The following is a 15,710-nucleotide window of genomic DNA, read 5'->3' as shown; positions in this document are numbered from 1 at the left end:
GGCACCGCCACACCCTTCGGGGTACCGGTGGTGCCGGACGTATAGATGATGTAGGCGATGTTGTCCGCGGACGGTGCTGGGAGCCCGTCGCTGGGTTGGGTAGCGATGGCGGGGTCGTCGAGTTCGATGATGTCCAGGCTCGACCCGTCCAGCCGCGACCGCACCTCCGCGGTGGTGACCGCCGCGATCGGCGCGGCGTCGCCGAGCACGAACTCAATCCGCGCCGCCGGCACCGCCGGGTCGACCGGCAGGTAGGCCGCCCCGGTCTTGAGCACCGCCAGGATCGCCACCACGGCCTCGGCCGTCCGGGGGAACAGCACCGCGACGCGCTCCCCCGGGCCGGCACCGCGGCTCACCAGCAGGTGTGCCAGCCGGTTGGCGGACTCCTCGACCTCGCCATACGACCACGAACGGTCGCCGTCGGTGATGGCCACCGCCTCCGGGGCGCGGGCCGCCTGGGCGGCGAACAACTCGGGAATCGAGGCCAGCTTCGGCGCCGACTCGGCCAGCACCGCCCGGTTGCCCCACTCGTCGAGCCGGCCGTGCTCGGCGGCGTCGAGCAGGTCGATCGAGGACACGCGGCGCGAGGGATCGGCGGTCATGGCCACCATCACCTGCCGCAACCGCTCGATCAGGGCGTCGATGTCGGCGGCGCTGAACACCTCGGTGTCGAATTCGACGCGGAGGCTCAGTTCGTGGCCCGGTGAGGCCACCACGGACAGCGGGTAGTGGTTGTACTCCCGGCTGCTGAAGTCGGTGACGGCCAGTTCGTGGACACCCAACAGCGCGCCCGCGTCGATCGGATAGTTCTCGTAGAGGAAAAGGGTGTCGAACAACTGGTCGTGACCGGTGACGCGGTGGATCTCGGGCAGCGCCAGGTGCTCGTAATCGACGGTGTCGTTGTGCAGGCGTTGCAGCTGGTCGAGCAGCTCGGCGACCGTGGTGGTCGCGGTGACGGTCGCGCGCACCGGCACCGTGTTGATCAGCAGGCCGACCATCGCGTCCGCCCCGGCCAACTCGTGCGGCCGCCCCGAGACCGCGGTGCCGAAGGCCACATCGTGCTGCCCGGTCAGCCACGTCAGCAGCTGCGTCCACGCGCCCTGCAGCACGGTGCTGATGGTGGTGCGGCACGAGCGCGCCAACTCGCCGAGCGCCTTTGTGGTTTCGGCGGACACGTGGAACGCGGCGACGCCGCGCCGCCCGACCTGTCCGAGGGGGCCGACGAGGGTGGGGGTCTCGAAGCCGGCCAGCGCCTGCGCCCACGCCGCTTGCGCGGCGGCGCGATCCTGGTTGGTCAGCCAGGTGACGAAGCTGCGGTACGACGGGGCGGCGGGCAGCCGCTCCCCGTAGTAGCTGGCGAAGATCTCTTGCAGCAGGACGGGTAGCGACCAGCCATCCACCACGATGTGGTGAATGGTCAGCACGAACCGGTGCCGGTCGGGTGCCGTGCGGATCAGCGCGGCCCGGAACGACGGCTTCTCGGCGAGGTCGCACACCGCGGCGCGCTCGTCGGCGGCCAGCCGCTCGACCTGCTCGTCGACATCGCCGGCGTCCAGCTCGACGTATCGCCACGCCATCTGCGGATCGGCCGGGATGACCTGGACCGGCTCGCCGAAATCTTCGGAGAAGCGGGCGACCAGGTTCGGGTGCCGCTTGACAGCAGTGTGCACCGCCTCGCGCAGGCGCGCCGCGTCGAGGGCACCGCTGACGGTGATCCCCAGCTGCACCGCATACAGGTCGTCCATGTCCTGGGCGAAGGCGGTGTGGAAGAGCAGTCCCTGCTGCACCGGGGTCAGCGGCAGCACGTCGGCGACGCTGCCCTGCCGGCACAGCTCGTCGATCTGTTGCTGGCTGAGATGCGCGGGCGCGATGTCCGACGGGGTCAACCCGCCGCCGCCGGCGTTGACGTGCGCGCAGATCCCGGCCAGCGCCTCAAACCACAACTGGCTCAACCGGTTAACGCGCTCGTGGTCCAGCGCGGACGGGGCCCACGTCCAGTTGGCCTGCAGATGCGGGCCGGCCTCGGTGTCCATCGTGCCCGCGTTGACTTCCACCGTGTGCGCCAGCGGCATCGGCACCGCGGTGGCCACGGCCGCAACGGCCAGGCTGTCGTGGCTGACCCGCCACAGGTCGTCGGAGAGGTCGGCGCCCGCGCCGAGCCGCCCTAGGTAGTTGAACCCGATCACCGGGTCCGCCCCGTCCAGGTCCACCTCGGCGTTCAGGTAGCGCAGCAGGCCGTAGGTCAGGCCGTCGGGCAGGGCGCGCAGCTGTTCCTTGGCGTCCTTGATCACCGCGCCCAGCGCGGGGTCGCCGGCCACCACCTGCGACCAGCTCAGCCGGCGGCTCTTGAGCGCCACCGGGTATTTGGTGGTGAACCAGCCGACGGTGCGCGACAGGTCCACCCGCGGAGCCAGTTCTTCCTGGCGCCCGTGGCCCTCCACGTCGATGGCAATCGGCGCCGCACCCGTACCCAGGAACTCCGCGAACGCCAGCCCGAAGGCGATCAACAAGATGTCGCCCACGCCGGCGTGGAACGCGGCCGGCACCTCGCCGAGCAGCAGCCGGGTCGTGTCGACGTCCAGCGACACGGAGAGCTGGCCCGCGGTCACATAGGTATCGGCATCGGGTTGCACCGCAGGCAGCGCCGCCGGTGTGGCCGCCACCTGTCGCCACTCGTCGGCCCGGGCCACCACGTCGGGGCGCTGCGCGTACTCCTCGAGCAGCGACGACCACCGGGCGAACGACGTCCCCGGCGCCAGCAGGGATATCGGCTGCCCGTTGTGATGCTGGGCCCAGGCGATGTTGAAGTCTTCCAATAGGATTCGCCACGACACCCCGTCGACGGCGAGGTGGTGGATGATCAACGCCAGCTGGCCCGTGGGCTCGGCCCACGCCGCGCTGACCATCACTCCGGCGGCCGGGTTCAACCGCGACCGGGCCTCCGCCAGCGTCTCTTCGGACAGTGTCTCGACGGCGTGCACGCAGGCGCGCGCGTCCACCGCACCGACCTCGGGCACGTGCAGCGACCAGCCGCCCGCACCGTCGTCGTCGGCGCGCAGCCGCAGCGCGGCGTGGCGATCCAGCAGGGCTTGCAGCACCGCCACCACGTCGTCCTCGGTCGCCCCGGCCGGGGCCTGCACCACCATGGTCTGGTTGAACTGCTCGATCGGACCCTCGATGCTGTGCAGCCACCGCATGATCGGGGTGGCCACCACCGGGCCGACGCCGTCGTCGGCGACGCCGCCCGCGCCGTCGGCCGCCACCTCGGCCACCCGGGCCAGCCGGGCCACCGACTGCTCGACGAACACGTCGCGCGGCCGGAACAGGATCCCCGCCGCACGGGCGCGGGCCACCACCTGCATCGACAGAATGCTGTCGCCGCCGAGGTCGAAGAACGAGGCGTCCACCCCGACCCGCTCCAGCCCCAGCACCTGGGCGTAGATGTCGGCGAGGATCTCCTCGACCGCGTCGCCGGGGGCGCGGTATTCGGCGGTGGCGTATTCGGGCGCAGGCAGGGCGCGCTTGTCGAGTTTTCCGTTGCCCGTCAGGGGCAGGGCCTCGAGCACCACCACCGCGGCGGGCACCATGTACGGCGGCAGGCGGTCGGCCAGCGTGGCCCGGATCGCGGCCGGATCGGCCGTCCCGGTGATGTATCCGACCAGGCGCTTGTCGCCGGGGCGGTCCTCGCGCGCGATCACGGCCGCGTTTTCCACCCCGTCGAGGCCCTTGAGCACCGATTGGATTTCACCGAGCTCGATGCGGTAGCCGCGGATCTTGACCTGCTCGTCGGAGCGGCCGAAGTATTGCAGCTGCCCGTCCTCGCCCCAGCTGACCAGGTCGCCGGTGCGATACATCCGTGCCCCCGGGCCGCCGAAGGGGTTGGCCACGAACCGGGACGCCGTCAACCCGGCGCGGCGCACGTATCCACAGCCGACACCGCGGCCTGCCAGGTACAACTCACCGACCACGCCGGCCGGCACCGGCTGCAACCACTTGTCGAGCACGAACATCGCCGCACCGGAGATCGGTGAACCGATCGGCACCACACTTGATCCCGGGACCAGCGGCTTGCTGATCGACGCGCACACGGTGGTTTCCGTCGGACCGTAGGCGTCGAGCATCACCCGCCCGGGCGCCGCCCAGCGATCCACCACGTCGGCCGGGCAGGCTTCACCGGCCACCACCAGGGCGGTGGCCTCCAGACCCTCCGCGGGCAACATCGCGACCGAGGACGGCGTCTGGGTGAGCACGCTGACCTTTTCCGCGGCCAGCAGGTCGTGAAGCTCTTCTGGCGAGCCCGCCACCGACTCGGGCACCACCAGCAGGCGCCTGCCCCGCAGCAGGGCGCCGAAGATCTCCCACACCGAGAAGTCGAAGGCCGCGGAATGGCATTGCGTCCATACCTGCCCCTTCGGCAGGCCGGCGTCGAGCGACTCGATCAGCCACGTGACGTTGAGATGAGGAATGGCAACGCCTTTGGGGGTTCCGGTGGTTCCGGAGGTGTAGATGATGTAGGCGATGTTCTCCGGGGCCGGCGCGGGCAGCGCGGTGCTGGGCTGGGTTTCGACGGCCGGGTCGTGGACGTCGACGACCAGCAGGTCGCGCCCGTCCAGTCGCGAACGCAGGTCCGCCGTGGTGATCACCGCGCTGGGTGCCGCGTCGGCAAGCACGAACTCCATGCGCGCCGCGGCGTGCGCCGGGTCGATCGGCACGTAGGCCGCCCCGGTTTTGAGCACCGCGAGCATCGCCACGATCGCGTCGGTGCACCGGGGGAACATGACCGCCACGCACTCACCCGGACCGACGCCATGACCGGCCAGCAGGTGAGCCAGCCGGTTGGAGGCCTCGTCGAGTTCGCTGTAGGTCAACGACTTGGAGGCGCAGGTCACGGCCGGCGCCTCGGGCGAGCGCTGCACGTGTTCGCCGAACGCCACCGGGATCGACACCGGGGCGGGCACCGGCTCGGTCAAGGCCGCCCGGTTGCTCCACTCGTCGAGCTGGGCCGGCTCGTCGGCGGCCAGCAGATCGATCGAGGACAGCCACCGCTCCGGATCGGCGGTCATCTCCTCCAGCACCTGCTGCATGCGCGCCGCCAAGTCGGCGACGCCGAAGTCCGCGAACGGTTGGCCCGGTCCCGCGGTGCTGAGGAAAAGCTGGTCACCGGCGCCGAGGAAGAACAGGCTGAAGTGCCCCACGGGCCCGTGATTCGTGTACGTCGCAGTGGCCGGGGAACCGGCGAGGTCCAGGGTCAGCCTCATCGGGAGGAAGTTGATGCCGACGCGATTCGCCGCCTGCCGCAGGCCGTCGCTCTCCAGGGTGTGCACCGGGAATCGCTGATGCTGCAACAACTCCCGGATTCGGATGTCGACGTGTTTGCAGAAATCGGCGACGGTCGCCGTGGGCGACGTGTTCAGCACCAGCGGCACCACCCCGGCGAACATCCCGGGCAGTGTCTTCGACTCCGGACGCACGCGCCGGCTCACGGGGAAATCGAGCGCCACCTCCGAACCGCTCCCCGACCATGCCCGCACCAAGAGCGCGCACGCCGCGGTGGTGACGGAGAAGCGTCGGATGCCCAGCTTCTTGGACAGCTCCTTGATCCGGGTGGTGACGGACGGGTCCAACTGGACGGACGCGGACGGAGAGTAGTGGTCCTTGCCGCCCGTGGCGTCGGCCGGCCGATCGGCCCACGCGGTTTCCGGCGGAAGGTTGTTGCTCCAATACGCCTGGTCGTCCAGGTAGTCGGGCGACGCTTCGTATTCCGACTCGATGTCGACCAAATCCTGCGCCGAGCCGAAATAGGCATCGGGAATGGGTTTTCCGGCGACCATCGCGGAGTAAATCGTCGAAACCCGTCGCGCTACCAGCGCCATACCCAATCCGTCGATTGCGATGTGGTGGCAGCAACCGAACAGATAGAACTCGGCGGCCCCCGTCTGGAATAACACGAATTTGAACAGCTGGCCGTTCAACGCCATCGGCGTCCGCTGGATGGACGACGCCATCGCGCGCGCTTCCTGCACGGGGTCCGGCGAGGAAGTCAGGTCATGGAAGTCGAGCTCGAAGTCCGGGTAGTCGATCGGCTTCTGCACAACCTGGCCGTCGACCTCGAAGAACGACACCCGGCCGGCCTCGGCCTCGGCAACGGCCTGACGGAGGGCGCGCTGGAGAGCATCACGATCCAGCGAACCCTCGATTTTGATCAAGAGCCCGAGCTGCCACTCCGTGCCGACGAAGCCCGTTTCCTGCGAAAGCCAGATGTCCAGCTGTCCGCGCGTCAGCGGAAGCGCGCGATCCCCAACTCCCATCGAGTCCCCCAAAGCTCCACCCGCCCCATACCCCGACTCGTTACTGGTCAAAACCCCGACCCGTTGCGAGCTTGTCGCGCAGACTCTTTGGCCGAATGTCCGGCCAATTCTGTTCGATGTACTCCAAGCACGCAGCGCGGTCCGCCTCGCCGTACACCACTCGCCAGCCAGCTGGAACATCCGCGAAGGCCGGCCACAGGCTGTGCTGCTCTTCGTCGTTTACCAAGACGAAAAAACTGCCGTTGTCGTCGTCGAACGGGTTGATGCTCACAGTTCTCCAGGATGCCTAGTTGACATGAGTGGAACGGTTCCAAACCCTACTGGAGGCACCATCGTGCGTCCGTGATTTGGACAAAGTTCCCGGTGTGACCTGTCAGGCTCTTAACGCAGCCTAAGAATTGGGCTGGTGCGGGGCTGCGCAGCTGCCGCCGTTGGCTGCTGTGACCTGCGGCAACGGCTCACCGTAGTGGTTCGCGATCGCGCTGGTCGGCCTGCAAGGACGATGAAATTTTGGGTGGTTGTCACCGCCTAGGGTACCGACCTCACAGCCGCCGCGAAAATCACCAAGAGGCGAACCCGCCGCCCGGCGCAACGGCGCGCATGAAGTCGCGCCCGCGAACCCATTGACTCCCTGCCGCGATCGTCGTTAGCTGACTACGGCCGCTGACCACTCGGCGGCCTCGGCCGCAGGACGGACCGCGGGGTGGGCGGGCGCCGTATCGGACCGAGTGGTGCACTCGATGCCAACGGGTGAACCATCCGGGCGGGCGATCTAAAAAATGCCGTTACGCACGCGGTATGCATTACGATCCCGTATCTCAATGCCAAAGCGGCTGATACGGAGACCATGGCGTGGTTTACTCATGAAGACTCGGTCGCGCTCCCCGGGGGCGGGGCTCGTATGAGGTGCCGAAGCACGACTAGTCTGCGACGTACACCGCATTCGGAGCGCCCTCACCTGGCGTCCTCGACCAACAACATGTAACAGCTTGTTAGGGCCGGCGGAATAACAAGACACGTGAGAATGGGCAGAAGGGGGTGCGGTGACCGAACCCGACGTGCGGGCCCGGCCCGGTAGCGCGACGGAAGGCCGCGACAGCGGCCAGCCGACTGGTCGCCGACGCGGTTTCTTTGGCATGGGTCGCCAGTCATCGACTGAACCCCAAAGGCCGGTTGGTCGGCAACAGACCCATCCTCGCGGAGCGGGAATCATTGGCGCGCTGAAGCGGCTGTGGATCCCACTGCTCATAGTGGCCGTAGTCGTCGCGGGAGGGATGACCGTCGCACGACTTCACGGCATCTTTGGCTCCGAGAAGCGCGAGTCATATGCCGACACCCGGATAAAAGACACCAAACCTTTCAACCCGAAGCACATCAGGTACGAGATCTTCGGTCCGCCGGGAACGACGGCCGACATCAGCTATTTCGACGTCGATGGCAACCCGGTGCACGTCAACGGGCAACCCGTTCCATGGTCGTTCGATATTTCGACGACGCTACCGTCGATCTTGGGAAACGTTGTGGCACAAGGCAATGGCGATATGCTCGGCTGCCGCATCGTGGTTGACGGGGCAGTCAAAGCCGAGAGGGTTTCACACGAATTGAACGCCTTCACCTACTGCATGCTGACGGCCACATGACCGACCTGCATAGCGACCCGCATACGACGACCGAACGGGCACGGCCACCGCTAGTGGCGCGGATGATCCATCGCCTGTCGATACCCATAATCTTGGGGTGGTTGGGCATCGCCGTCATCATCGCGATCGGTGTCCCCCCGCTGGAGCAGGTCGAGGCGGAGAACGCGGTTCCGCTGAGTCCCGTTGCCGCACCGTCGTTTAAGGCGATGGAGCACCTGGGCCAGGACTTCAAGGAAACTAACTCCGGCGCGTTGGCGATGATCGTCCTCGAGAGTCAGCAACCGCTCGGCGATGAAGCGCACAAGTACTACAACCAGTTGGTTCGTGAATTGCGGGCTGATAAGCACGTGCAGAACGTCCAGGACTTCTGGGGCGATCCGGTCACGTCGAAAGCCGCGGAAAGCTCCGACTCAAAGGCCGTGTATGTGCAGGTCCAACTTGCCGGCACGCAGGGTGGAGCCGCGGGTGATGAATCCGTAGCAGCGATCCGACAAATAGTGGCGCGGACACCCACGCCGAATGGCTTGAAGGCATACGTAACCGGCCCCGCGCCAACCGTTGCTGACATGAACATCGCCGGTCAAAAGACCGTCATGCTAGTCACCGTCACGAGCCTGGCGGTGATTTTCATTACCCTGCTTCTGGTCTACCGGTCTATTTTGACCGTGATTCTTTTGTTGCTGATGGTCGGGCTTCAACTGCAGGTGTCACGTGGAATAGTCGCTTTTTTGGGCCATCTCCAGCTATTAGGCCTCACTACATTCGCGGTCAACCTGCTGGTGGCCGCGGTCATCGCGACGGGAACCGACTACGGCATATTCTTCGTCGGGCGATATCAGGAGGCGCGACAAGCCGGCGAGAGCCGGGAAATGGCTTTCTACACCACCTTCGGCAGCGTGGCCAAGGTCGTGTTGGCTTCCGGTTTGACGATTGCCGGAGCGGTTTTCTGCCTAAACTTCACCCGGCTGCCCTATTTCCAGCCACTAGGCATCCCCTGTGCCATCGGTATCACCGTGGCGGTTTTGGTTGCCCTCACGCTCGCTCCAGCGCTCCTTGTAGTTGCCGGCCGTTTTGGCGTTTTCGATCCGAAGCGGGTCATCACGACTCACCGCTGGCGACGCATCGGCACGGCGATCGTTCGGTGGCCAGCGCCTATTCTGGTCACCACCTTGGCGATTGCGCTAATCGGCCTGATAACGCTGCCGAATTACAACCCAAGCTATGACGACCAAAAATTCATCCCTAGCGATATTCCCGCGAGTGTGGGAAATGCTGCCGCGCAGCGCCATTTCCCTCAATCGCGAACGATGATGCCCGAGATTCTGCTGCTCGAGAGCGATCACGATCTGCGCAATCCCGCCGATATGATCGTCTTGAATAAGGTGGCCAAAGGCGTTCTTGCCGTTCCGGGCGTTTCCACCGTGCAGTCGGTAACGCGGCCTGAGGGTATTCCCCTCGAGCACACGACGATTCCCTGGATCGTGAGCATGTCGCAGGCAAGCCAGCAAGTGAACATGTCGTTCCAGAAGGACCGCATGGAAGACATGCTCAAGCAAGCCGAAGAGCTCGGCAAAATGATTCAGATCATGCAGCACATGTACGGCCTGATGAAAGAACTGGTCGCGACCACCCACCACATGGTCGGCAAAACGCATGAGATGCAGGAGATCACAAACGATTTGCGCGACAGGGTTTCAGATTTCGAAGACTTCTTCAGGCCGATCCGAAGTTACTTCTACTGGGAACGGCACTGCTACGATATCCCCGTTTGCTTTTCGTTGCGCTCCATATTCGACGCAATCGACGGCGTTGACGAGATAACCGATAAGCTCAAAGAGTTGGTGGCGGATCTCGACCAACTCGATGTGCTGCTGCCGCAAATAGTTGTGCTGTTGCCGCCGATGATCGAGTCCATGCAGAGCATGCGGACCATGATGCTGACGATGCACAGCACCATGTCCGGCGTGATGGGCCAGATGGAATCGCAGGGCAATAATTCGGCGGCGATGGGGCAAGCTTTTGACCAATCCCGAAACGAGGATTCTTTCTACCTGCCGCCTGGGATTATCAACGACTCGGAGGCCTTCAAACGGGTCGAGAAAATCTTTATGTCGCCGGACGGAAAAGATGTCCGCATGCTCATTTCACAAAAGGGCGATCCTGCGACTCCCGAAGGCCTGTCGCGCGTGGAGCCGATCAAGACGGCGGCCGAGGAGGCCCTCAAGGGAACTCCGTTAGAGGATGCCAAGGTCTATCTCACGGGTACCGCGGCGATTACCAAAGACATCGTGGACGGGTCCAAGTGGGATCTCTTGATCGCGGGGGTCGCCGCGATCTGCCTCATTTTCATCATCATGCTGATCATGACGCGGAGCTTTATTGCCGCGCTGGTCATCGTTGGTACCGTGTTGCTGTCGATGGGCGCGTCCTACGGCCTATCCGTGCTCGTCTGGCAGAATCTGCTTGGCCTGCAGCTGCACTGGACGGTGCTCTCGACGTCCGTGATCGTCCTCTTAGCGGTCGGCTCCGACTACAACCTGCTGCTGGTATCCCGGATGAAGGAGGAATTGGCCGCCGGTATCAACACCGGCATCATCCGGGCGATGGCCGGTACCGGCAAAGTCGTGACGAATGCGGGCCTGGTGTTCGCATTCACCATGGCTTCCATGGGAGTCAGTGACTTGCGCAGCGTTGCCCAGACGGGCACAACGATCGGGCTTGGTCTGCTGTTCGACACGTTGGTTGTGCGGGCATTCATGACGCCGTCCGTCGCCGCCTTGCTCGGACGTTGGTTCTGGTGGCCGCAACGGGTGCGTCCGCGGCCCGCCAGCTCAATGCTTCGGCCGCTGGGACCCCGTCCGGCGGTACGTTCGCTGCTCAAACAGCCGCTCTAACTGCCGGGATTCCACTTTCAGCACAGGCATCGCGACCGTGGGGAACATCGTGACACAGGACAAAAGGGACGGCGTGCACCGCCACCGCACCGCAGTGGACGGAGTGATCCAGGCTGAGCGTGTCCCGCATCGACTGCGCTCCGCTACGCCGTGGCCGTCGAGGACCGCATGACCGCCGAACCCACTCGCGCCCCGTTCTTCGCCCGCAGCATCCGCCGGCTTTCGGTGCTCATCGTGCTGGCGTGGGTGGCGCTGACGCTGTTGGTGACCTTCTGCGTTCCATGGCTGGAGACGGTAGGCCGCGAGCATTCCGTGCCATTGGCCCCGCAGGATGCGCCGGCGGTGCAAGCCATGCAGCGCATGGGCAGGGACTTCAAGGAGTCCGATTCGGACAGTATTGCGATGGTCGTACTGGAGGGGCAGCAGCGCCTCGGGGACGACGCTCATGACTACTACGACCGATTGGTGCGTGGACTAAAGGCCGACCCGAAACACGTCGAGCACGTACAGGATCTGTGGGGAGACCGGCTGACGGCGGCGGGTGCGCAAAGTGACGACGGCAAGGCCGTCTACGTACAAATCAATCTGGCGGGCAACCAGGGCACAACCCTCGGCCAGGATTCCATCGCCGCGGTCCGCGACATCATCGCGCGGACGCCCCCGCCCCCGGGAGTCAAGGTCTATGTAACCGGTCCGTCGGCGCTGTTGTCGGATATGCAGCAGGCTGGTGACCGATCCATCCTGAAGATGACCGCGGTGGGCGCGCTGATCATCTTTGTGGTGCTGCTTTTCGTCTATAGATCGATCTTCACTGTCATTTTGTTGTTGGTCACCGTGGGCATCGAGGTACTTGCGGCCCGCGGAATCGTCGCTTTTCTCGGCGACCATAGTCTCGTCGCACTCTCGACTTTCGCCGTCAATCTCCTGGTGGCGCTCGCGATGGCGGCTGGAACCGACTACGCGATATTCTTCTTCGGTCGATATCAGGAGGCACGTCAGGCTGGCGAGGACCGCGAAACTGCCTTCTACACCACCTACCGCGGGGTCGCTCCCGTCGTCTTGGGTTCCGGTTTGACGATCGCCGGGGCGATGTTGTGCTTGGGCTTCACCCGGATGCCGATTTTTCAGACCATGGGCGTTCCGTGTGCCGTGGGCATGCTCGTGGCGGTGGTGATCGCGCTCACCCTTGTTCCAGCGGTTCTTTCCATCGGGAGCGGCTTTGGACTTTTCGACCCCAGGCGGGTTCTCGCATTCGGTCGATGGCGTCGGATCGGTACGGCGATTGTGCGCTGGCCCGCGCCGATTCTCGCGGCAACGATAGCGGTCGCCGTGGTCGGCCTGGTGACATTGCCCGGCTACCAGACGAGCTACAACAACCGGTTCTACATGCCCAACGACATTCCCGCCAATGTCGGGTACGCGGCTGCCGATCGCCATTTCTCTCAGTCGCGAATGATGCCCGAAATCGTGATGATCGAGTCGGATCACGATATGCGCAACCCTGCTGATTTTCTTGTCCTGCACCGGCTTGCCAAGGCGATATTCAAGATTCCGGGCATCTCTCGCGTGCAGGGCATAACCCGCCCCGAGGGCACACCGATCCAGCACACCTCAATACCGTTCTTGCTGCAAATGCAATACTCGGTAATGCAGCAAGACCAGAAATACATGAAAGATCGCACGGCAGATATGCTCAAGCAGGCGGACGTGCTGTCATACCAAATCGCAACGATGAAGCGTATGTATGCATTGCAAAAACAACTCACTGAGATAACGCACGACTCGATCGCTAAGACCAAGGATATGAAGCTCGTCATCGGTGAGCTTAATCAGCATATGTCTGATTTTGAAGATTTCTTCAGACCGCTTAGAAGTTATTTTTACTGGGAAAGACACTGCTACGATATCCCCATCTGCTGGTCATTAAGGATGATATTCGAGACGCTCGACGGTATCGATACTCTGAGCGATAAACTCGGCGAGCTGATCGTTGACCTGGATAAGATGGACGCGTTGTTGCCACAACTGCTTGAGATTTTCCCACCGTCGATTGCGATCGCCGAGGACGCGCGGAATATGTTGCTGACCAGTTACAGCACCATGAACGGAACGCTCGGCCAGATGGAAAACCAAAAAGAGAACGCCACAGCTATGGGGGCAACGTTCGACGCTGCCAAGGACGACGATTCCTTCTATCTACCACCCGACATCTTCAAAAACGAAGACTTCAAAAAGGCGATGAGCCAGTTCTTGTCCCCCGATGGGAAAGCGGCGCGATTCATAATTTCACACAAGGGCGATCCCGCGTCGCCCGAGGGCCTTGGACGTATCGACAAGATCAGAACGGCGGCGGAGGAGGCTCTCAAGACGACACCGCTCGAGCCGTCCAAGATCTATATCGCCGGGACCGCGTCGACATTCAAGGACTTTCGCGACGGCTCCACATATGATCTTTTTATCGCGGGAGTCGGTGCGCTCTGCCTTATTTTTATCATCATGCTGATCATCACGCGAGGTTTTGTTGCCTCACTGGTAATCGTCGGCACGGTGGCGCTCTCGCTGGGCTCGTCATTCGGGCTGTCAGTGCTGATCTGGCAATACATCATGGGCGTCAACCTGTACTGGATGGTGCTGCCGATGTCGGTGATCGTCCTCTTGGCGGTCGGGTCCGACTACAACCTGCTGCTGGTGTCCCGGATGAGAGAGGAAATAGCTGGCGGTATCAACACCGGCATCATTCGCGCGATGGGCGGTACGGGCAAGGTCGTGACGAACGCCGGCCTGGTGTTCGCATTCACGATGGCCTCAATGGCGGCCAGCGATCTGCGAATCATTGGTCAGGTCGGTACCACCATCGGCCTGGGCCTGTTGTTCGACACCTTGATCGTGCGCTCGTTCATGACACCGTCCATCGCGGCACTGCTGGGGCGTTGGTTCTGGTGGCCACAGATCGTGCGTCCACGCCCGGCGAGTCAAATGCTTCGGCCCGAAGGGCCGCGTCCTCTCGTGCGGTCCCTGCTGCTGCACCGAGACTTCGCCGACGATACGCCTACGACCGAGATCCCGAGACCGTCCGTTTAGGATGGCCGGTCGCCACAGCAAAGAGCAGCACCAACCTCTTGATGCCGGGCATGCTCCAACACGGCCAACTGCGGGCACCGACCATGAAATACTCGCTACTGTGAGACCACTGGCGATCGAGGTTCAAGGCCTCACAAAGACATTCGGGGGAAAGACGCAAGCGCTGGATGGCGTGAGCTTCTCGGTTCCGGCGGGAACGGTCTGTGGCCTACTGGGTCATAACGGTGCGGGCAAGACCACCACCATCAACATCTTGTCCACCCTGATCCGTCCGACTTCGGGCCGTGCGATCGTTGCCGGATATGACATCTCTCGAGAGGCCGCCCAGGTGCGGGCCAGCATCGCGATGGCCGGGCAGTTCACCGCGCTGGATCCCTTGCTCACCGGCCGCGAGAATCTGGTGTTGTTCGGCAGGCTGCGAGGCCTGCGTCGTCAGCAGGCGAAGGCGCGGGCCGCCGAGCTGATCGAGCAGTTCGATCTCGCCGCCGCCGCCGACCGAGGGGTGCTCACGTATTCCGGAGGCATGCGCCGGCGCGTTGACCTCGCCGCGGCCTTGGTAGTGCTGCCGAAGGTGCTCTTTCTCGACGAGCCCACTGTCGGGCTGGACCCGCGCGGCCGCCGCGACGTGTGGGCACTTGTGAGTTCGTTGGCGGTGCAGGGCACCACGGTGCTGCTGACCACGCAGTACTTGGAAGAGGCCGACGTGCTGAGCGACTCGATCGTCGTCATCGACCACGGCCAGGTGATCGCCAGCGGCACCGCCGAGGACCTCAAGCGCAGGGTGGGGACCAGTTATTGCCAAGTGACACCGGCCAATCCGGCCGACTTGCCCCGGGTCGCGACGGCGCTCTCCGGGCTGGACGGGGTCGATGTCGATGCAGACATGAATGCAGTTTCGGTGTTCGCCCCGGACGGTGTGGCCACGCTGGGCGAGGTATTCCGGCGGGTCGACGCGGCCGGCATCGAACTCGCCGACATTTCGTTGCGCAAGCCCTCGCTCGACGAAGCATTCCTCCACCTCACCGAGCGGGCCATCCACCAATCATGAGCGCCCTAGCCGCCCTAACCGAACGTTCGCTGAAGTCCTCCGCCCGTGATGGCGGCCTGATTTTTGAAGTCCTTTCCCCCGTCGCGTATTTGGCGGGATTCAGCGTTGCGCTGCACGGCCTGGTCAACACGGGCAGCACCAGTTATCCGCAGTATCTGCTCCCCGCGGTGGTCGTGCAATCGGTCGTCTTCGTCGCTCTGCTCACTGCGGACCGAGCGGCGCGTGACCAGCTGCATGGGATGGCCAAACGGTTGGGAACGCTGCCGATCGCCGCGGCCGTACCCGTGAGCGCGCGCATGACCGCCACCCTGCTGCGGGGACTGCTCGCCCTGTCGGTATCGATCGTCGCCGGCTATGCGTTCGGCTTCCGCATGACCGGCGGGCTGGGTTACACGGTCGCCTTCGTACTCGTTGCGATGCTCCTGTGCCTGGCCGTTGCACTCGGGGCGGACGCGCTGGGTTCGACCGCCAGCAGTGTCGAAGGTGCTAGCTACCTGCTATTTGTGCCTCAACTGCTGCTCTTCATGCTGTCGACCGGGATTGCGCCGGAGAATACTTTTCCCGGCTGGTTGCGTCCTTATGTGCGTAATCAACCCGTATCGCAGATTTCGGAATCCCTGCGCGGCCTCGCCACCGGGCATGTGGTCGCAGCCAATATGGCGGCCACACTGGCCTGGTGTCTGGGTATGGCTCTGCTTTTCGGCGCTATCACGCTGCGGATGCAGAGGCGCGGGTGATG

Annotated in this window: 7 protein-coding genes; 5 read left to right on the top strand and 2 right to left on the bottom strand. The window is 64.2% G+C overall.

What is annotated here, in order from left to right; all coding sequences use genetic code 11:
* Positions 1-6,308: non-ribosomal peptide synthetase (locus A5709_RS24385; protein WP_156768144.1), on the bottom strand; the 6,308-nt coding region annotated here is incomplete at its 3' end.
* A 40-nt stretch (positions 6,309-6,348) separates the two neighbouring features.
* Positions 6,349-6,579, bottom strand: a complete 231-nt coding sequence (locus A5709_RS24380; protein WP_066950804.1) for an MbtH family protein — start codon at positions 6,577-6,579, stop codon at positions 6,349-6,351.
* A 949-nt stretch (positions 6,580-7,528) separates the two neighbouring features.
* On the opposite strand from A5709_RS24380, the gene A5709_RS24375 reads away from it, so the two are divergent.
* The 5 genes from A5709_RS24375 to A5709_RS24355 all read left to right on the top strand — a co-directional run bounded on the left by A5709_RS24375 (position 7,529) and on the right by A5709_RS24355 (position 15,708).
* Positions 7,529-7,948, top strand: coding sequence for an MmpS family protein (locus tag A5709_RS24375; RefSeq protein ID WP_068123089.1), 420 nt, complete (start codon positions 7,529-7,531; stop codon positions 7,946-7,948).
* Positions 7,945-10,842, top strand: a complete 2,898-nt coding sequence (locus tag A5709_RS24370; RefSeq protein WP_068123074.1) for an RND family transporter — start codon at positions 7,945-7,947, stop codon at positions 10,840-10,842. The genes A5709_RS24375 and A5709_RS24370 overlap by 4 nt, the downstream gene beginning before the upstream one ends.
* Before the next feature lie 168 nt (positions 10,843-11,010).
* Positions 11,011-13,923: an RND family transporter gene (locus A5709_RS24365; RefSeq protein WP_068123086.1), complete on the top strand. Its 2,913-nt coding sequence runs from the start codon at positions 11,011-11,013 to the stop codon at positions 13,921-13,923.
* Between the two features lie 100 nt (positions 13,924-14,023).
* Positions 14,024-14,971, top strand: coding sequence for an ATP-binding cassette domain-containing protein (locus A5709_RS24360; protein WP_231987065.1), 948 nt, complete (start codon positions 14,024-14,026; stop codon positions 14,969-14,971).
* Positions 14,968-15,708: an ABC transporter permease gene (locus A5709_RS24355; RefSeq protein WP_068123071.1), complete on the top strand. Its 741-nt coding sequence runs from the start codon at positions 14,968-14,970 to the stop codon at positions 15,706-15,708. Before A5709_RS24360 ends, A5709_RS24355 begins: the two co-directional genes overlap by 4 nt.
* Positions 15,709-15,710 lie beyond the last annotated feature (2 nt).

The organism is Mycobacterium sp. E1386 (assembly GCF_001672745.1).
In the GTDB taxonomy this organism is placed as follows: Bacteria; Actinomycetota; Actinomycetes; order Mycobacteriales; family Mycobacteriaceae; genus Mycobacterium.
Note: the sequence above shows the minus strand (reverse complement) of the source record. Positions and strands in the feature narration are given on the sequence as shown.